The organism is Kribbella sp. WER1 (assembly GCF_054189145.1).
Genome location: NZ_CM135186.1, coordinates 7,093,948 through 7,113,500, shown reverse-complemented (window position 1 = coordinate 7,113,500; position 19,553 = coordinate 7,093,948). Strand labels below are relative to the sequence as shown.

Genomic DNA, 19,553 nt, shown 5'->3' with positions numbered 1-19,553 from the left:
ATCACCTTTCGAGGCGGGGAACGACGGGATGCCAGCCGGCGAACACGGACGACGGGTCGCGCAGTTGCGCGGCCTCCTCGTCGCTGAGCTGCCGGGAGCACGCCAGTCGCGCGGTGGTGTCGAGCGGGCGGCCGGACAGGTCGGTGCTGTGGTACTCCCAGAACCGGATCTGCCCGGCGGCGGCACAGTCGTTGGGGCTGGTGATCTGCCAGCCGGTCTGCTTCACGTGGCTGTCCATCGCGGAGTCGATGAACACCACCTGACTGGTCGGGAACCGGCCGAGCTCGGCGCGGGCCAGGTAGACGCTGTCGTCGGCCAGCCCCGGCGCCCGGGTCAGCCGGACCCGGACGAAGATGTTGCCGGGTCCGTCGTCGATGTTGCGGACCTGGTTGTAGTACCCCTCGTGCAGCGCCTTCAGCTCGGAGTCCTCCATGAACACGCCGCCGGTCCCCCAGACGAAGTCCACGTCACCCTCGACGTAGCTGTTCGTCACGAACGTCTTGCCCTGCAACCGCAGGCTGTCCTGGTACCCGAGGACGCGGACCCGGGCGAGCACCATCCGGTCGCCGTTCCCGAAGAACGCCTCGGCCTGCGAACCGCGGTACGGCGTCAGGTTCTGCACGGTCACGTCGGACAGCGTGAAGTCGTCCGCGAACACGCCCATCGCGGCGCGCCAGCAGTTGTACCGGTCGGACTGCGGGATCACGCGCCGCTGACAGTACGACTGCTCCTGCGGGACGCTGCCCATCGCGGAGTCGCCGTTCAGCAGGTTGTTGTTCGGATACCCGATCACGGTCTTGCCCGCGCCGGCGCCACGGATCGTCAGCCCCGGCTTGGTCGGCGGCACCCACACCAGCTCCCGGTACCGGCCCGGCGCGACGTCGATCGTTGCCTTGTGCCCCTCTCCGACAAAGTCGATCGCCGCCTGGACCGTGCAGAAGTCCTTGCCGTTGCCAACCGTCAGGTGACTGTCGCCCTTCGGGTCCTGCTGGGTGCGGAAGCGCCAGTTGGTGATCCCGGGGTTGCCGGCGACGAAGCCCGGATCCACGGTCACGGAGTACACCTGCCCGGGCGCGAGTCGCTGGTGCGGGTACACCGTCACCGTCCGGCCATCGACCACGACGGCCTGGTACGTCCACGTATGCACCTGGTCGAAGTCCGTCCGCGCCCCGCCGACGGTGCGCTGGAACGATGCGAGATCTGTCAGGCTGATCGTGTCGACCACGTCGCCGTTCGCCTTGTGGATCTGCACCTTCCCGCTCACCCCGAGCCGCACCGGCCCCTGGAAGCGCATGGTCAGCGCAGTGTCCGAGCACGTCGCGTCCTCGGGGCCTTGCGGCGCGAGCTTCGGCGTACCCGCCGGCCCGGTGGCCCATCCGGTGAGCTCCTTCAGTACGGCGGTCAACCGGGCGGCGGCCTTCTCGTGGCCCTGCACGTTCGGGTGGGTGCTCCCGTTGAAGTCGCCGGCGCCGAGCCAGCCGGTGGTGTCGACGTACACGATCCGGCGGTCCTTCGTCGCCGCGACCGCCGCCTTGATGTCGTCCGCATGTGTCCCGTTGAACGGGCGCAGGGCAACGATCAACGCCTGCGGGTCGGCCGCCCGGATCTTCCGCAGATACGCGCTGTACGCCGGGGTGAACTCGGCACTCCCGTACGCCGCGTCGTTCGTGCCGAAGTTGACCACGACCGCGCCCGGGTCGAACCCGGTGGCCGGGAACCCGGCGAGGTTCCAGCCGAACGAGTCGGCCGCCGTACCGACGTTGCCGTGCCCCGGTTGCAGGATGCCCTGCTTGCCGAAGCCGACCTGGTTGGTCTCCGCGCCGAACGCCGCGCCGACCAGGTGCGGGTACGCCTTGGTGCCGTCCGCGCAGTCGGTGCCGAGCTCCGGGCAGAGCGCCATCACGCCCTGGGTGATCGAGTCGCCGTAGAACTCGATCCGGTGCTCGGCGGTGGTCGGCAGCGGGATCAGCTTGGCGTCCGGGGCGAGCTCGAGCTTCTTCAGCACGATCCCGGTCTGCAGCGGGACGTTCCAGCGGTTCTCGTACTCGTCGACGTCCTTCACCACGATCTCCGCGGTGTGCGCGACGGCCGGGTCCAGGTCGTCGGCGAACACCTTGTGGTCCGCGTCGGCCTTCTGCAGCACCGGTGCGCCGCCGTCGATCGCGACGTACAGCTCGGCCGGGACCGTGATCGACGAGGTGTCGAACAGCGCGCCGAGGTGCGAGCCGGTGAACCGCAGCCGGACCGACGAACCGGAGTTCACCGTGATCGCGGTGTCGTCGTCGCGGCCCCAGTGCCCGGCGAGCTCGATCCGCGGGTCGAACGGTCCGTACGTCGCCGGGTTCGCGGCGGCGGCCGGACCGGCCGACACCGTCAGCAGTCCGGCTCCGACGAGCACCACCAGGCACAGGCTGATCAGACGATTTCGCACGGCGTCTCCTCGCGCAGACCACCGCACGGCGCTTCGCAGAGAGCCCGGGGCGGTGGGCGGGTAATCCTTTTCCTGCTTACCGTCGCAGCGCTCCGCGGCGGCGTCAAGACCTCACTGCCGGGAAACCGGGAAAAGCTTTACATCGGTTGAGCGGCAGCGATCTGGGCCGTCGTCATGGTCCAATGGGCGGGTGAGAGAGCCGACTGCAGCCCGGGCCACGATCCACGACGTGGCGCGGCTGGCCGAGGTGTCGACGGCGACCGTCTCGCGGGTACTCAGCGGCGGCAAGCCGGTGTCGCCCGAGGTCACCGAACGGGTCCGCGCCGCCGCCCACGACGTCGGCTACCGGCCGAACCCGGCCGCCCAGACGTTGCTCCGCGGCAGCAGCCGCACAGTCGGCGTCGTCGTACCGGACCTCGGCAATCCGTACTTCGCGGAGATCCTCAAGGGTCTCGCCGCCGAGGCGTCCGCTGAGCAGCACCACACGCTGGTGGCCGGCACCGAGGAGGACCCGGACCAGGAGTACCGCTCCGCGATCGAGCTCGCCCGCTGGGTCGACGGGCTGCTGCTGTGCGCGCCGCGGATGAGCACACCCCGGCTCCGCGAGGTCGCCGAGGCCGCGCGCCGGCTGGTGCTGATCAACCGGGTACTGCGGCATCACGCGGTCGGCTCGGTGGTCGTCGACTACCACCACGGCGTCCGCGCACTGTGCGACCATCTCGCGGACCTCGGGCACAAACGGATCGCGTACCTGCAAGGCCCGGCCGCCGCGTGGTCGGACCAGCAACGCCAGCGCGGATTCCGCTCACCGGAGGCGGCCGGCCTGACAGTCATCCGGGTCCCGTGCGGCTCCACACCGACCGATGGGCGCGACGCGATCGAGGAGGCGCTCACCTACAAGCCCACCGCGGTCATCTGCTTCAACGACCACGTCGCCGTAGGCGTCCTCAGCCGCCTCCGCGAACTAGGCCTCTCGGTCCCCCACGACCTCTCCGTCACCGGCATCGACGGCGCCCCCATGAGCGCCCACCTCGACCCCGGCCTCACGACGTACGCCGTCTCCACCGTCGAAGTAGGCCGCCAAGCCTGGTCCCGCTTCGCCCCCAAACCCTCCACCGCCACCACCCACATACGCGGCGAACTGATCGTCCGCGCCTCCACCGCACCCCCACCCCGCACCTCCCCCCGCCACTAACCCCACCGCCACCCCACTCCCCCGCCGCTAACCCACCGCCAGCCCACTCCCCTCCGCCTGCCCACCCCTCGCCGCTGACCTGCCGCGCCCGCCACCGGCCCGCTCCACCCGCCGCTCGCCGCCCCGCCCCCGCCGGAGCTGGTCCTGGGAACTGGTGGGTTAGCCCACCAGCTGCTGAGTCTGCGACCGGAATCTGGTGGGCAAACCCAGCACCTCGTGCGTAAACCCACCACAGGGTCAGGTTGCCGGGCTCCCCGGCCGGACCAGTCCCCCAGAACAGGTGGGTTAGCCCACCAGATGCTGCCTCTGCGACCAGGATCTGGCGGGTAAACCCAGCACCTTGTGGGTAGACCCACCACAGGCGCGGTTGCCGGGCTCCCCAACCCCGGCCGGACACAGTCCTCCAGAACAGGTGGGTTAGCCCACCAGATGCTGGGTCTGCGACCAGGATCTGATGGGCAAACCCAGCGCCTCGTGCGTGGACCCACCACAGGTGCGGCTGCCGGGCTTCCCAACCCCAGCGGGGCCAGTCCCCGGGAACTGGTGGGTTAGCTCACCAGATGCTGGGTCTGCGACCGGGATCTGGTGGGCGAACCCTGCATCTCGTGGGTGGACCCACCATGGGTGGGGTTGCCGGGGTGGTTAGGTGCGGGCGGTGAAGTGGTAGGTGCCGGGGAGGGCGCGGCAGACGGCCGTTGTTGCGGTCCGGTCCAGTGACGTGAGCCCGGTGGCGTCGGACAAGGGGTGGCCGGTCTCCTGGACCGATTCGGGATCGGTGGTGGGGAGGTGGATCGTGGCAGTGACGCCGGGTGGGATGGTGACGTCGAGGGTGAGGGTGTTGCCGGTCACGGACCAGTGGGTGGAGACGCGGCCGGTGGGGGTGTCGTACGACGCCTTCGCCCAGGTGAGGCGGCCGCCGGGGTGCGGGTGGATGACGAGGTCGCGGAAGCCGATGGAGTCGGCGGACTGGCTGATGCCGGCGACGTCGGCGTAGAGCCATTCGCCGACGGAGCCGAGGGAGTAGTGGTTGAACGAGTTCATCGCGACCGGGCCGAACCCGTTCTCCTCGGTCCAGCCGTCCCAGCGTTCCCAGATGGTGGTGGCGCCATGTTTGATCGAGTACCCCCACGACGGGTAGCGGTCGTCGTGCAGCAGGTCGTACGCCAGCTCGGCGTACCCGTATCTCGTCAGGATCGGGCACAGCAACGCCACCCCGGCGAACCCGGTGGTCAGCGACCGTCCGCGCCGTTCGAGGTCCGCGACCAGATGCTTCACCGCCGCCTGCTCGGCCTGCTCGTCCAGCAGCCCGAACGCCAACGGCAGCAGGTATCCGGTCTGCGTGTCGCCACGAACCTTGCCCCCGGCATCCACGAACTCCGCGACGAACGCCGCCTTGATCTTCTCCCACAGCTCGCCGTATGCCGCCGCCTCGTCGGCCAGCCCGAGCACCCGGGCCGCGGCCGCCGTGAACTCGACGCTGCGCGCGAAATACGCCGTCGCGAGCAGGTCCCGGTCCGTGACGACGCCGACCTGTAGCCAGTCGCCGTAGTGCCCGCTCGTCCGGTGCCGCCAGATCAGGTCCGGGTTCGCCCGGTGGATGTAGTCGACCCAGCGCCGCATCACCGGCCACGCGGTCCGCAGTACGCGCTCGTCGCCGTAGATCCGGTAGAGCGTCCACGGCACGATCGTCGCCGCGTCCGCCCACGCCGGCGTCCCGTGCCGGCCGGTGATGACGTGCGGGATGACGTCCGGGATCGCGCCCTCGTCGGTCTGTGCGACCGCGAGATCGGCGAACCAGTTCTCGAAGAACGTCAGGACGTCGGCCTGGTACGCCGCGGTCGGCAGGAAGATCTGTGCGTCCGCGGTCCACCCGAGCCGCTCGTCGCGCTGTGGGCAGTCGGTCGGCACGCTGACGAAGTTCCCGCGCTGGCCCCAGCGAATGTTGCTGAGCAGTTGGTTGACGCCCGGGTCCGAACACTCGAACCGACCGGCGACCGGGGTGTCCGAATGCAGCACCCGGCCGACCACGTCGTCCGTGGTCAGTTCACCCGGATACCCATCCACCTCGACGTAGCGGAAGCCATGCACGGTGAAGATCGGCTCGAAGAACTCCTCGTCGGCGCCGGCGCTGACGAAGTAGTCGGTCGCGTCGGCGGTCCGCAGGTTCGCGGTGTAGACCGAGCCGTCGGCCTGCAGCATTTCGCCGTGCCGCAGCCGGATCCGGTCACCGGCCTGCGCACCGCGGACCCGCAGCCGCACCCGGCCGGCCAGGTTCTGCCCGAGGTCGACGACGTACCGCCCGTCCTGCTTCGCGACCCCGACCGCCGGCACGTCCTCGGTGACCCGCACCGGATCGGTCGTCGCCGCGATCACCGTCGACACGTCGCCGCCCAGGTCACCCGCCGGCGCCCAGCCGGTCGAGTCGTACCCCGGGCTCGACCAGTCGCCGAGCTCGAGGCGTGCGTCGTACGACTCCCCCATCAGCAGGTCCGCGAACCGGATCGGCCCGACGTGCTCGACCCAGCGGCCGTCGGTGGCCACGACGGTCCGTGAACCGTCCGGGTGGTCGACGACGAGTTGCGCCAGGAGTTGCGGCTTCTTCCCGTAGTGGTGGGCGTGGCTGCGGGTGTCCCAGCCGACGTACCCGGACCACCAGCCCTCGCCGAGGACGGCGCCGATCACGTTCTCGCCCTCGTGCAGCAGGTCGGTCACGTCGTACGTCTGGTAGGCGACGCGCTCCCGGTAATCGGTCCACCCAGGCGTCAGTTCGTCCTCACCGACTCGCTGCCCGTTGGCGCTGAACTGATAGAGACCGTGCGCCGTAGCGTAGATGCGCGCCCTGGTCACCGGCTGCGTCAGCTCGAAGCAACGGCGGTAATGCCGCGGCGGGGCGATCGTTGCCTGGCGCACCGTTCGCGGCTCCTGGCGGTCGACCGGGGGCTCGAAGTAGGGGTCGGTCTCGTAATCGTGCTCGATCCAGTGCGCCTCCCACTCGTCGTCGTGGAAGAGCCCGGTCGCGAACGTCGCCTCGGCGGTCGTCTCGTCGCCCGCCGCGTCCCGCACCGACAGCCGCCACACGTAGTCGGTCTGCGACGTCAACGGCGCGCCACCGTGGTCGACGTGCGTCTCCCACTCCGACCGCCAGCCGCTGTCCCACACCTGCACGTCGTCGCGCAGGACCTGCACGCGGAACGCCTCCTGCCGGTCGCCGCGCGTCGGGGACGCCAGCCGCCAGCTCAGCCGCGGCCGCGCCGTACCGATGCCGAGCGGCTCGACGCGGTGTTCGCAGCGCAGGTCGTACGCCGTCAGCGCCGTCGCGGCGGGCGGCTCGGACAGCACCCAGTCAGTTGTCACCAGGACCACTCCGTCTCGGGTCGGTGGAGCTCGTACTCCCGGACGCCGCCGGCGTGCTCCGGGCGGTCGCCGTACATCGGCCGGGAGGGCCCCGGCGGGTCGATCGCGATCACGTCGTCGCCGCGCCAGGTGGTGCGGAACTCGTTGCCGGCCGCAAGCTCCGTGGTGATCTGCTGGACCATCGGGAACGTCACGACGATCCGCTCCCCCGGCCGCGCCTTCGGGATCGACAGGTACCCGTCCGGCGCCCAGATCCGCTCGGCCCCGGTGCGTTCCTCGGCACCGCGCTGCAGCCGGAGTCGCGCATACCCGGCCCAGTCGGGGATGCGCACCCGCAATTCCTCCAGCGGCTCGTGGACACGCAGCTCGACCTTGCCCTCCACGGGCAGATGGCTGATCACGTCCACGGACTTATGCCCGCGGGTCAGCAGCAGGTTCACCCGGGTGAGCCGGCTGTCACCGGTGACGATGCTGTTCCACGCCCAGAACAACCCGCGGACTCCAGAGCCGACACAGCACGCCTGTACGTCGTTCGTGTGGCCACGGCCGAGCGGTACGTCGGACACGTAGTCGTTCGGCGCGCCGTACCCGCAGAACGCGCCGAGGACGCGCTCGCCGACGTTCACGTACGTCCGCCAGCCAGGCTCGTCCTGGGAGCGGTCCGGCGCGGACTCGACCCAGCTGACGTCCTGCAGCTGCGACGCGGCCAGGTGGTTGCGGACGAAACACTCGACGACGGGCCAGTACTGCGTGAGTCCGTTGCCGGCCAGCGTCGTACCGAGGCCGATGAGGTCGACGAGCGAACAGGTCTCGTGCTCGTACTGCTGATCGGCCAGATCGCCCGGCGTCCACCCGAAGCGGGTCGCCTCGCCAAGAACCCAGTCGTAGCTACGGCGGACGAACTCGGTCAGCCCGTGGTCGCCGGAGTGCCTGGCCAGCCGCGCCAGGCCCTCGAGCGTGCCGACGCGGGTGTGGAAATGGCCGCTGCGGTAGGCACGGGCCGGGTTGAAGCTGCCGTCGGCGTTGAAGACACCGCTCTTCTCGACGATCAGCCGGGCGAACCACTCACACAGCTCCAGCGCGTCGGTGTTGCCGGTCGCCTGGTGGTAACGCAGCAGCGGCATGATCAGCCGGCCGGAGAACGACGCGGGGTCGGGCGCGAGGTGCAGGTCGATCGCATTGGACGACGGCCAGCCGTCCTTGGTGTACTCCGACGCCGGATAGAACCAGACGTCGCGTTCCTTGATCGCGATCCGCTTCAGCGCGGCGACCTGACGGTCGGCTGCCTGACGGGCCTGGGGGTCGTCGGTGGCGATCACCGCGGTCGTCATCGCGAGCAGGGTGGCGCGTTGGTCGATCAGGTTCGCGTTCGGCAGCCAGTGGCCCTTGGGGTGGGTCTCCCGGTAGGTCAGGCCGTCATCGGCGAGAAACGTGAACAGACGCCGCCGGTAGCGGTCGGCGATCGCGTCCCAACGCGGATCCCAGTCCTTGCCGCCGGTCATCTGGCGGGTCAGCAGGATCGCGTCGGTGAGCCGCCCGTGGCTGGAGCCGTAGTCCCAGTCGCCGTGGTCCATCCGGGCCGGGCGGGCCAGCAGGTTCGCACTGAAGAACGGGATGCCGTCCCGGTCGTCGTCGGCCAGGCCGGTGACCGCGTTCATCGCCAGGGCAGCCCGGTCCTCGAGCAGCAGGGTCGCGGGAATCGTCACCATGGGAAAACCTTTGCCTTCGAGATCACCGATGTCAACCGGCTATCCACAGGCTGGCCGATCCGCCTTGTTTTCTTGACGATCGGTGGCGGAGACTTGGTGCTCCCACCGCGCAGAAGGAGCGCCCATGTCAACAGCGCAAGAGGTCGTCGCGACGTACCTCGTCGAAACCCACCTCCCGCCCGGCCAGGCCGCCGAGGCGATCGCCGGCGAGCAGTCGACGGGCACGTTCGTGAAGGTCGCGCGCGAGACGGCCGAGCTGCGCGAGCGGTTCGCCGCGCGGGTGCTGTCCGTCGACGAGATCGCTCCGACCGGGAACGCGGATCTGCCGGGCGCAACCGGGAGCGGGCGAAAACGCAGTGCGGAGGTGCGGATCGCCTTTGGATTGGACAACTTCGGGCCGTCCTTGCCGAATCTGCTCGCCGCTGTCGCGGGCAATCTGTTCGAGCTCAGACAGCTGGCCGGGATCCGGCTGCTCGACCTCGACCTGCCGTCGGCGTTCGCCGAGCGGTATCCCGGACCGCAGTACGGCGTGCGGGGGACGCGGGAGCTGCTCGACCGGCCGGAAGGCGTACTGCTCGGGACGATCGTCAAGCCGAGCATCGGATTGCCGCCGGAGGAGCTGCGGCTGCTGGTCCGCGAGCTCGCGGAGGCCGGGATCGACTTCGTCAAGGACGACGAGCTGATGGGCAACCCGCCGCATTCGCCGCTCGCCGAGCGGGTCGCGGTCGTGACCGACGAGCTCGACAAGGTCGCGGCGAGGACCGGGAGACGACCGATGTATGCGTTCAACATCACCGACGACCTCGATCGGATGGCCGCGAACCACGATCTCGTCCAGGCGGCTGGTGGGACATGCGTGATGGTGTGTGTGAACCTGGTCGGGTTTGCCGGGCTGGCGTGGTTGCGGGAGCGCTGCGCGTTGCCGATCCACGGGCATCGCGCGATGACCGGGGTGTACACGCGGGCGCCGCAGCTCGGCATCGACTACGTGGCGTGGTCCAAGCTGGCGCGGCTGGCGGGCGCGGATCACCTGCATACGAACGGTTTGTCGAACAAGTTCTACGAGACGGACGAGGAGGTGCTGCGCTCGATCACCGCGGTGCGGACGCCGATGCTCGGCGGGTACGAGACGCTGCCGGTGCTGTCCTCGGGGCAGACTCCCGCGCTCGCGCCGCAGACGTACCGCCGTACCGACACCACCGACCTGCTGGTCCTCGCTGGTGGTGGTATCCACGGTCATCCAGGTGGTTCGTCAGCCGGCGTCACCGCGATGCGAGCCGCCTGGTCGGCCGCGGTCGCCGGGACCGACCTGCAGGTTGCCGCGCGGCAGGTTCCCGCGTTGCAGGTGGCGCTGGACACCTTTGGGAGCGCCCGTGGTTGAGGTGGCGTTCTACGGGGACGACTTCACCGGGTCGACGGACGCGATGGTGCAGTTCGCGCGGGTCGGGTTGCGGACCGTGCTGCTCGTGCAGTTGCCGTCGGCACCGGAGTTGGCGGAGCTGGCGGCGCGGTACGACGTGGTCGGCGTGGCCGGGGTCGCCCGCGCGTTGCCGCCGGACGAGCAGCAGGCCGAGGTCCGTCCGGTGTTCGAGGCGCTGTGGAAGCTCGGCCCACGGCTCCTGCAGTACAAGGTGTGTTCCACCGCCGACTCCTCCCCCACCCGAGGCAGCATCGGCCGCGCCCTCGAACTGGGCCGCGAGATCTGCGGTGTCACCACTCCCACTCCCGTCCTCATAGCCCAACCCGAGCTGGGTCGCTACACCGTCTTCAGCCACCACTTCGCGACCGAGTCAGGCACCACCCACCGCCTGGACCGCCAACCGACGATGTCCACCCACCCGTCCACCCCCATGCACGAGTCCGACCTCCGCCTCCACCTAGCAGCCCAAACCACCCTCACCATCACCGCCGAGCACCTCCACCAACCACTCAATCCCACACCTGAGGTTGTTGGTGGGGATGTGGTGGTGCTGGATGCGTTGTCGGATGGGGATCTTCGGGGGTATGGGGAGCGGATTTTGGGGGCGGGGTTTGCGGTGGGGTCGGGTGGGTTGTCTCGGGCGGTGGGGCTTGCGTTGCGGTCGGGTGGGGATGGTGGTGAGGTCGGCGGGGGTGGTTTGGAGGGGCGGGTGTTGGTGGTTTCGGGGAGTCGGTCGCGGCGTACGCAGGAGCAGATTGCGGCGGCTCGGGGACGGGGGTGGGTGGTGTTGCCGGTGGGGGATGGTGTGGGGCGGCAGGCGGTTGCGGCGTTCGAGCAGGGCGTGGAGGGGGTTGTTGTGCATAGCAACGAATTGAGCGAGGACCAGCTCGCGGGATTGCCGGGGGTGTTGGCGGAGGCGGTGCGGATGGTGTCGGGGGATGCTGGTGTGCGGCGGTTGGTTGTTGCTGGTGGGGATACGTCGGGGCAGGTGTTGCGGGAGTTGGAGGTGGCTGCGCTGGAGTTCGTGCGGTCGGTCGCTCCGGGGGTGCATTTGTGTCGGGCGAGCTCGCCGCACTTCGACGAGGTGTTGTTGAAGCCAGGGCAGCTCGGGCCGGTGGATCTCTTCAGCGGGCTGTCAGCGTGAAGCCTTCGACGGGAGCCAACGAGCTGTCGATGATTTCGACTGTGCGAGGTGTGGAGTGAGTTGCCAGGTTCGTGATCGCGATGTTGCGTACGACGGGAGCGTGCGCACCTGGCGGATCCGGTTCGGCGTGGCGGGTGGTGATGAGGACGGCGGAGGTGGTGACGGCGGTCGCGGTGATGTTCGTCGCCGTGAGGTTTTCGATCAGGCCGCCGCGGTCGGAGTTGGTCTTGATGCGGATGGCGTGGTCGGTGCCGGTGATGTGCAGGTCCTGAGCGCGGACGTCGTGAACTCCGCCCGAAACCTCGCTGCCGATCGTCAACGCGCCGTGGCCGGCGGTGAACCGGCAGGACTCGATCACGATGTTCCGGGACGGTCGCCCCACCCGGCGCCCGTCGGTGTCGCGGCCGGACTTGATCGCGATGCAGTCGTCGCCGGTCGTGAACGAACACCCGGTGATCACCACGTCCTCGCACGAGTCCGGATTGCACCCGTCGTTGTTCGGCCCGAGCGACTCGACCGTGACACCACGCACCACGACATCGGTGCAGAACACCGGATGCACCACCCACATCGGCGCGTTCACGATCCGCACGTCCTCGATCCGGACCCGCCGGCACTCGTACGGCTGCACGAAGCTCGGCCGGAACCCGTGCCCCGGCGCGAACACCCGCTCCTCCACCGGTACGCCGTCCTCGACAAGCTGCACGAGCCGCCCCCAGTCGGTCCGCGGCCGGGTATCACTCCACCAGTTGTCCGTACCAGCGCCGCCGTCGAGCGTCCCGCTGCCGGTGATCGCGACGTCCGTCTCGCCGTACGCGTAGATCAGCGGCGAGTGGCTGTAGCACTCGATCCCCTGCCAGCGGGTGCGGACGATCGGGTACGTCGTCGCGTCGGTGTGGAAGCGCAACGTCGCACCGGCCGACACGTGCAGCTCGACGTTGCTGCGCAACCGGATCGGTCCGGTCAGGTACTCCCCCGGTGGCACGAGGACCCGCCCGCCGGCCTCGACCGCACGCGCGATGGCGTCCGAGCAGTCCGCTCCGGGCGTCGCGCCGAAGTCGGTGATCACCCGGTCAGTCATGGGCTTGGACGCGGAGCGCGTTGGCGAGCGGGACGGCGATCACCCAGCTCGGGTTCCAGGTGTTCGTGTGGCCGCGACGCTGCCAGTGCGTCTGGAAGACGGCTTCGCCCTGCTCTCCGGGGAGCGGGAAGTTCCAGTCCCCCGGGTTCGCCGCGATGCCCTGGGTCAGCGCGTGCATCGTGGTCCGCGCGGCGGCGACGTACTCGGGCCGATCCGTCGCCAGTCCGAATGCCAGCAGCTCGTACGTGGGGAAGAAGACGTCAAGATGATGATTCTGCACGCTGACCGATGGCCAGCCGATCGCGTTGAACCCGGACGTGTGCAGCGGCGCGTCCGCGTCCTGCTCCGGCGACCAGACGTACACCCAGGTGAGCAGCCAGTCGGCGGCAACCTCGCACCAGCCGGCGTAGAGCGGGTCGCCGGTGCGGCGGAAGAGTTCGTAGGCGGCCATGAAGTAGTACATGCCGGCTTCTTTGTCCTCGCAGGCGGCGTCCAGCGTCGAGCGCGCGAACGGACGGTCGAAGGTCCGCGCGTGCTGGTCGTGGTAGCGAGACAGCCAGGTGGTTGCATCGGACAACAGTCCGTCGTGGCCGAGGACCTCGGACGCCTTCAGCGCCGCGAGGACGCACGGGATCCCGGCGGCGGACACGGTCGTCGCGGCCGGCGTACCGTCGAGCCGCCAGCCGACCGGGAACGTGCCGTCGGGCAGTTGGGCGTCGCGCAGGAACAGCATCGCCTGCTCGAGCGCCTCCAGCCACGCGGGCGGCACCGGCTCGTCGTGCGCGCGGAACAGCGTGATCACGTCCGCCAGGTCGCTGATCGTCTCGCCGTACGCGCGGCTCGAGATCATCGGGCGGCTGCCGGTGCGGAAGCTCGTCCAGCGCCGGGTGTCGACCTGGTACGCGTTGTGCCGCAGCCCCGGCGTCGGCGTCCGGCTGCCGGCCAGGTAGAACTCGACCGCCGCGCGGCACCGGTCGACGCGCAGCCGGTCCCGGGAGCCGAACCCGAGGTGCGCGTCGCACCAGGCCAGCTTCAACGCCTGCCCGGTCCAGCCGTACATGAAGTGTGTCGGCTTGACCGGCCCGTTGCCGGGGATGTCGCTGAACTTCGTGTACCCGGCGACCGCGCCCGACCGGTACCACCGGTTGTCGAGAGCAACTGTCTTCAGCGCGATCGACTCGGCCACGCTCAGCCCACCAGCACCCGCCGACGAGAACAGCTCCCGCCCGGTGTGCACCAACTGCCGGAACGCATGCCCCCGCACCTCCAACGGCCCCCAGTCGAGGACCAGCTGCTGCGGGTAAACCTCGCCCGGCCGCAACGTCAGATACCCGTCCTCGACCGCCGAAGTCTCCGCCTTGCTCACATACCGAACGTCCTGCTTCCCGTCGAACATCAATACGCCGCTCAGCGCCGCGATCACCGGCCCTTCCTGCCGGATCACGCCGAGCGAGCCGTACCGGACCTGCCCGTCGGCCGAACGTCGGGCCTGCGGGCGGGAGAACACCGACAACCACCGCCGGTCACGGCCCGCGCGCCACTCCAGGTTGATCCCGGGGATCGGCAGCCGGTCCTCCTCAGCGACGAAGCCGCCGCCGGGTGTGTGCCCGATCCGGGGTACGGCGCGCAGCGGGTCCGCGGACGGGTTGTCGTTGTAGATCAGGCCCGGGATCGTCAGCCGGCTGTCCTGCACCCGGCCGAGATCCAGCAGCAGCCCGACGGCGAGGTCCGCGATCCGCCGCTGGCTGGTGTTGCGCCAGCGCACCTCAAGGTTCAGCCGGTCCGTCGTGTCGAAAGACAGCCGCAGCTCGACCGCGAGCGGTCCGGTGCGGAAGCCGGCCCGGTGCTCGCCGGCCCGGCGCGAGATCCACCAGCCGTCGGGTTGCGGCGCCTCCAGCTGCCACGGACGACCGGCCGAGTACGTCAGGAGCCCCGCGAGCGGGTGCTCCAGGTACGCCGTGCCGTCCGCGAGACCGAGCTGCAGGACCACCCCGTCGGGCGTCCGGCGCAGCTCGGCCTGCCGCCAGCCGGAGGTGAGCGCGGGCATCAGGACGCCCGGCGGATCTGGATCGCCTGGTACTGCCTGCCCGGCAGCCGGACCGTCAGCGTGTCCGTCACTTCCTCGCGCGTCCGGCGGACCGAATGGTTCCACACGTCCAGTACGTCGACGTCGTATGCGCCGGCGGGGAGCGTGAACGTCCGGTCCGGGAACTGGTGCTCGCCCAGGTACTGCAGGTAGTACTCCCCCGGCACCGCCAGCGTCGGGGCGTCGCGGTAGTCGTCGATCGGTTCCACACCGTCCGGCAGTTCGTCGAGCACCTCCCGCAACAGCCGCAGGCGTTGCGCGACGACCCCGGTCGGTCGGCTGCCGCCCGCGGACCAGGGAGCGTCGACGTACGACTCGCCGTGGGTCACGTAGGCGCCGCGGACCGTGCCTTCCCAGATGCGGGTGAGGAGTTCCTCCGGGCGGAGGCTGGTGTCGGGCGTGGTTCCGTCGCCTTCGTGACCACAGGCGTCGACGAAGACCGGCTTGGCGTAGTTGCGGCGGAGCACGGACACGCCGCGCAGGTTCTCCAACCGGACGCTGAGGTGGCTCAGCCAGGGCGGACCCGGATCCGTTGCCTCATGCATCGAGATCAGGTGCCGGCTCGGGTCCAGCTCGGCGATCAGCTCGGCGAGGCGGCGCGAGTGGCCGGACGGCTCCAAGCACCAGGTGATGTTCCGGAAGGCAGCCAGGCGGTTGACCGTGTCCCGGACGACAGGCTCGTCGGCAGGCAGCAATACGTCCGCGACGAGGTCCGCGGTCAGCAGATCGCGGACCTGTTCCTCAAGAGCGGAGGATTCGCGGAGGCGGACCCGGTTGAACGGCGACGCGGCCAGCGCGGGGCGGGCGGCCGCCCACTGCTCCGGCTGACCGAACCACTCGGTGGTCAGCGGGTGGTACGGCGTACCGTCCGCCCAGCGCACCGTCGTGCCGACCCGGCGCACCGGGCCGTGGGACGTCGCCGGCGTACAGACGAACGAGCCGCCCGGGTACGACCACTCCCCCTCCAGATCCGGGCTGAACCGCAGCCGCTCGCCGAACGGTTCGGCGTAGGCGGTCGCTCCGGACGCGTGCCGGAAGACGGTCGGTTCGGGGATTGCCAGCTCGAGTACGTCCCAGCGGGCTACTGACGTCATCGGGTGCCTCTCAGGGCGAGGTACGGGGTGGCGGGCAGTGGGATGCGGCTCGGGCCCGAGTAGTCGGCCAGCGGCGTGATCGTCATCGCGCGGGTGTCGATGAGGTCGAAGTGGAACGGCGAACCGGCCGGCAGTTCGAGATCCACCGCCGACGGCTGCCGATCGCCGAGGTAGTGCAGTACGCAGCGGGAGCCGTCGACCTCGCCGTCGGACTGCCGGGGCAGCCCCGCGAACACGCCGCGCAGGAAGTCGATCCGCTCCGGGCTGTCGCCGTACAGCCGGCCGCCGACCGAGATCCACGCCCGGGTCTCGCGGTCGACGAACGACTCGCCGTGCCCGACGTACCCGCCGAGCGCCATCCCCTGCCAGAACCGGTGCACCATCTCGTCCGCGGTCAGGTTGCCCCAGCGGCGGCCGGCGTTGCCCTCGTACCCGATCTCGTCGATCACCACCGGCTTCGGGCAGTCCCGCCAGGTCGCGGTCTCGGCGCCGTCCCAGTGCTGCACGCTCTGGTGGGTGATCCACGGCTTCGCGAAGTCGTACGGCGTGAAGACCTCGTACATCTTGGTGCCGTTGTGGATGGACCGGAGCCGCTGGTACGGGTCGTACCGCTGGACCAGCTGCAGCGAACGGTCCCAGTCCGCGACGGTCTTCTCGTGGTTGAAGTCGTACTCGTTCGACAGCGACCACCAGACGTTCCGGTACGCCGCCAGCCGGGCGACGACGTACCGCAGGTAGGCCGCGTCCTGGGCGGGCGTCATCCGGTCGAAACCCCAGACGCCCTTGTCGTACGGGTGGAACAGGATCAGGTCGGCCTGGACGCCGAGTGCGAGCAGATCCGCGACCCGGCTCTCGAAGTGCCGGAAGAACACCGGGTCGTAGCGGTCCAGGTCGACGGAGCCCGGTGTCGAGCCGACGAACGGCACCCGCTCGGGGCGCATGCCGTTCGTCGGGAGCAGGCACATCCGGACCTTGTCGAAAGGTGCCTCGCGCAACGACTCCAGGGTGAGCTCCTGGAGCTCCTTGGTCTCGTACGTCCAGTGGTAGCAGGTGGTGCCGATGCAGTCGTAGCGGCTGCCGTCGGCGTAGGAGAAGTGGTGCTTGCCGAGCACCTCGACCGGACCGTGGTTGTCCGGGCCGGGTGCGGTGCAGGTGAAGGTCCCGCGGTGGTCGTCCAGTTCGGCCGCGGAGCTGGACGTGATGTACGACCACTCGCCTTCGCGGTCCGGGGAGAACCGGGCGCGGTAGGTGCCGTCGCCGTCGTAGAAGCCGTCGACGGTCACCATCCGGTTCCGGAACTGGTAGGTGACCTGGAAGTCCACGTCGGCGAACGGGTTACCGTCGGACGGTCCGGTCAGGGTGAGCTCGTGCAGGCCCCACTTCTCGATGGTCATGGCAATCGGTCTCCTGCCTGGATCCACTCGGGCGCCAGGATCACGTGCTTGATGGTCTTGCGCAGGTACGAGTACGCGACATGCAGCTGCCCGTCCCGGGTCTGCAGCAACGTCGGGTACGAGTAGCCGAACTCGTTGTCGCGGTACTCCGCGTCCTGCACCTGCAGGTTCCGCCAGTACGGCCAGGTGGCGCCGTCGTCCTCGGACAACGCCAGCGTGAGCGGGGTGCGCAGGGTCTTCCGTCGTACGCCGCCGTTGCCGTCGTCGACCCAGCGGAACTGGTCGCGTTCCGCGGACGAGTCGTTGAACACCATCACCAGCCGGCCGTCGGCCAGCCGGAGCACCTGGATCGCGGAGTTGTTGTTCGGCAGCGTCGTCTTCTCCGGGGCGGTCCAGGTGCGGCCGTTGTCCTTCGACACCGACCGGTGGATGCGGTCGGCGGCGCGGCTGCGGAAGTACCCGACGAGCTCGCCCGGCGACAGCTCCACCACGCTCATCTGCACCTGCCCGACGGCCTCCGGCACCTCCACCGTCGACCAGGTCTCACCGCGGTCCGTACTCAACTTCAGCACGGTCCGCTCGGCGGACTTGTCGCAGTCGTACGCAGGCAGCACCCAGTCACCGTTGCTCAACACAACCACCGGGTTCCGGACGAAGCTCCCGAGCTGGTCGAACAACACCTCACTCCGCCCCCACGTCAACCCACCGTCGCTCGACACCCGCCGAATCACCCGGGAGGTCGACTGGTCATGAGGCTCGTTCGACGTATGCAACAACCAGACGTCGTCGTCCGGGGTGACGAACAGGACAGGGTTTTGTTCGGAGCGGTGGGGGTCTGCGGAGAGTTGTTCCGGTGGAAGCCAGGTGTCCTCTCCCGCGGGGAGGCGGGACAGGACGATGTTGGTGTCCGGTTCGCCTTCACCCGGGCCGTTGAACCAGGCCGCCAGCAGGTCGCCGGCGGCGGTTTCGACCAGGGTGACGGCGTGGCTGTCGCCGGGGTGGAGCGTGGGCAGGAGGGCCGCACCCTCACGGATGCGGCCGTCGAACCTGGGGTCGATCACCATGTGAACCCGGCGGCGGCCTGCGCCTTGATGTAGTCCGGGATGTCCTGCTGCTCGGCAACCTGCAGCGACGAGTTCACGTCCATGCCGTCCTTCAGCACGTGCTGGCGGAACACCTTGTAGAGCGGGATGTCCCAGTACTCGGTGTTCTTGTAGTTCTTGATCACCGCGTTCTCGCCCCAGTAGACCGCCGAGGTGTCGATCGCCGCCAGCTCCGGGATCGAGGTACCGAACGCGTTCACCACCGCGTCGGTCGGCAGCACCGCCTTCATGCCGTACGCCGAGATCCGGGTCTGCATCTCCTCCGACACCAGGTACTTGACCACGTCGAGCGCCTGGTCCTGGTGCTTGGACTGCGGCGGGATGAACGCGGCCCGGGTGTCCGGCTGGTAGATCGCCTTCGACCCGCGGGACAGCACCGGCATCGAGGTGACGCCGATCTTCACGCTCTTGGCCCACTCGGCGTACTTCGCCGCGTCGCTGGGCTTGATGTAGTACGGGCTGAGCGCGTAGGCGTTCAGCTTCGACAGGCTGTTCACCGCCATCGCCAGGTGGCCCGGGAAGCTCATGTCGCCCTTGAAGAAGTCGTCCACCGTGGTGAAGTTGTTCCGCGGGATCATCAGGAACCGGTACATGTTGTTCGCGATGGTCTTCCAGTCCGCGCTGGTCAGGTTGACCTTCACGTCCTCCGGCGCGGGCTGCTCGCTGTCGCCCGGGACGAACGGGTACAGGCCGAGCTGGTTCATCGCGAGGTAGTTGTCCGGGTGCTGCATGTAGCCCTTGTAGAAGTCCAGCCCGTCCTGCCGGGTGAGCTTCTGCGCGGTGCGGTAGACGTCGTCGTACGTCGAGCCGACGGTCGGGTACTTCGTCCGGAACTTGTCGAAGATCAGCTTGTTGTAGAACAGCAGGCTCTCGTCGATCCACAGCGGGACGCCGTACAGGCCACCGTCGGAACGGGACTTGATCTGCTCGACCGCGCCGAGGTTGAGCTTGGTCAGGTCGATGCCGGCGCCCTGGACGAGCGAGGTGATGTCCTGGGTCCAGCCGAGCGGCTCGAGGTCCCGGTCGATCCGCAGCCGCGGGTCCTCCAGGATCAGGTCCGGGATCCGGCCGGCCTTCGCGATGTCCTCGTAGCGGATCGGGTAGTCCCAGGTGGCGTACTTGATCTTGAGGTTCGGGAACTTGGCCCGGATCGCGTCGCCGAACACGGTGTTGAAGAACCCCTGCGCCTGCCGGTCGGGGGCGTCGTCGCCGCCGAGCTCGAACGGCTTGAAGTTCGCCGCGAACACGAACAGCTCGTCGTCGTCGACGGAGAACGGCTTGTTGTACTTGTTCGGAATGTCGACGGTGCCGGTCGCGGAGTTCACGCCGCTGCGCGGCGTCGCGGTGGTGGAACTGGCCGAGCCGGTGGTCGACGCGGCAGCCGTCCCGGCCGGCAGCAGGCCGCCGAAGGCGGCAGCAACCCCGCCCAGCAGCGCGCCGTTGCGCACAAACCCACGCCGTGACAGGCCGGACGGCGCCGGGGTGACCGGCTCGGAGGAGTTGGAGACGTTGTGACTTTCAGACATGACAGACCTCTCATAC

The 19,553-nt window shown here is 69.4% G+C and carries 12 protein-coding genes; 3 read left to right on the top strand and 9 right to left on the bottom strand.

Annotated features, from left to right (window positions below; translation table 11 throughout):
• Nucleotide 1 precedes the first annotated feature (1 nt).
• Entirely contained in the window at nucleotides 2–2,431 is a 2,430-nt protein-coding gene (locus ACXJJ3_RS34820) for a pectinesterase family protein (protein WP_458166132.1), read from the bottom strand.
• Nucleotides 2,432–2,621: 190 nt separating this feature from the next.
• Between ACXJJ3_RS34820 and ACXJJ3_RS34815 the strand changes: the two genes are divergently transcribed.
• Entirely contained in the window at nucleotides 2,622–3,626 is a 1,005-nt protein-coding gene (locus tag ACXJJ3_RS34815; protein ID WP_458166131.1) for a LacI family DNA-binding transcriptional regulator, read from the top strand.
• 642 nt (nucleotides 3,627–4,268) lie between these two features.
• Here ACXJJ3_RS34815 and ACXJJ3_RS34810 read toward each other — a convergent pair.
• Both ACXJJ3_RS34810 and ACXJJ3_RS34805 read right to left on the bottom strand, forming a co-directional pair.
• Nucleotides 4,269–6,980 carry a family 78 glycoside hydrolase catalytic domain gene (locus ACXJJ3_RS34810; RefSeq protein WP_458166130.1) on the bottom strand — a complete coding sequence of 904 codons (2,712 nt, stop codon included), beginning with the start codon at nucleotides 6,978–6,980 and terminating at the stop codon, nucleotides 4,269–4,271.
• Complete coding sequence (locus ACXJJ3_RS34805) at nucleotides 6,977–8,689, bottom strand: hypothetical protein (protein WP_458166129.1); 1,713 nt, start codon at nucleotides 8,687–8,689, stop codon at nucleotides 6,977–6,979. Before ACXJJ3_RS34805 ends, ACXJJ3_RS34810 begins: the two co-directional genes overlap by 4 nt.
• Before the next feature lie 124 nt (nucleotides 8,690–8,813).
• Between ACXJJ3_RS34805 and ACXJJ3_RS34800 the strand changes: the two genes are divergently transcribed.
• Both ACXJJ3_RS34800 and ACXJJ3_RS34795 read left to right on the top strand, forming a co-directional pair.
• Nucleotides 8,814–10,070 carry a RuBisCO large subunit C-terminal-like domain-containing protein gene (locus ACXJJ3_RS34800; protein WP_458166128.1) on the top strand — a complete coding sequence of 419 codons (1,257 nt, stop codon included), beginning with the start codon at nucleotides 8,814–8,816 and terminating at the stop codon, nucleotides 10,068–10,070.
• Entirely contained in the window at nucleotides 10,063–11,253 is a 1,191-nt protein-coding gene (locus ACXJJ3_RS34795; RefSeq protein ID WP_458166127.1) for a four-carbon acid sugar kinase family protein, read from the top strand. Before ACXJJ3_RS34800 ends, ACXJJ3_RS34795 begins: the two co-directional genes overlap by 8 nt.
• On the opposite strand, the gene ACXJJ3_RS34790 is transcribed toward ACXJJ3_RS34795, so the two are convergent.
• The 6 genes from ACXJJ3_RS34790 to ACXJJ3_RS34765 are packed head-to-tail and all read right to left on the bottom strand — an operon-like array spanning nucleotide 11,234 to nucleotide 19,537.
• On the bottom strand, nucleotides 11,234–12,334 hold the full coding sequence (locus tag ACXJJ3_RS34790) for a glycoside hydrolase family 28 protein (RefSeq protein WP_458166126.1): 1,101 nt from the start codon (nucleotides 12,332–12,334) through the stop codon (nucleotides 11,234–11,236). The two genes, ACXJJ3_RS34795 and ACXJJ3_RS34790, sit on opposite strands and share 20 nt — an antisense overlap.
• Nucleotides 12,327–14,381: a hypothetical protein gene (locus ACXJJ3_RS34785; protein ID WP_458166125.1), complete on the bottom strand. Its 2,055-nt coding sequence runs from the start codon at nucleotides 14,379–14,381 to the stop codon at nucleotides 12,327–12,329. The genes ACXJJ3_RS34790 and ACXJJ3_RS34785 overlap by 8 nt, the downstream gene beginning before the upstream one ends.
• Nucleotides 14,381–15,514: a DUF5605 domain-containing protein gene (locus ACXJJ3_RS34780; protein ID WP_458166124.1), complete on the bottom strand. Its 1,134-nt coding sequence runs from the start codon at nucleotides 15,512–15,514 to the stop codon at nucleotides 14,381–14,383. The genes ACXJJ3_RS34785 and ACXJJ3_RS34780 overlap by 1 nt, the downstream gene beginning before the upstream one ends.
• Nucleotides 15,511–16,908, bottom strand: coding sequence for a DUF5060 domain-containing protein (locus ACXJJ3_RS34775; RefSeq protein WP_458166123.1), 1,398 nt, complete (start codon nucleotides 16,906–16,908; stop codon nucleotides 15,511–15,513). Before ACXJJ3_RS34775 ends, ACXJJ3_RS34780 begins: the two co-directional genes overlap by 4 nt.
• On the bottom strand, nucleotides 16,905–17,969 hold the full coding sequence (locus tag ACXJJ3_RS34770; RefSeq protein WP_458166122.1) for a sialidase family protein: 1,065 nt from the start codon (nucleotides 17,967–17,969) through the stop codon (nucleotides 16,905–16,907). Before ACXJJ3_RS34770 ends, ACXJJ3_RS34775 begins: the two co-directional genes overlap by 4 nt.
• Nucleotides 17,966–19,537, bottom strand: coding sequence for an ABC transporter substrate-binding protein (locus tag ACXJJ3_RS34765; protein WP_458166121.1), 1,572 nt, complete (start codon nucleotides 19,535–19,537; stop codon nucleotides 17,966–17,968). Before ACXJJ3_RS34765 ends, ACXJJ3_RS34770 begins: the two co-directional genes overlap by 4 nt.
• Between the last annotated feature and the right edge of the window lie 16 nt (nucleotides 19,538–19,553).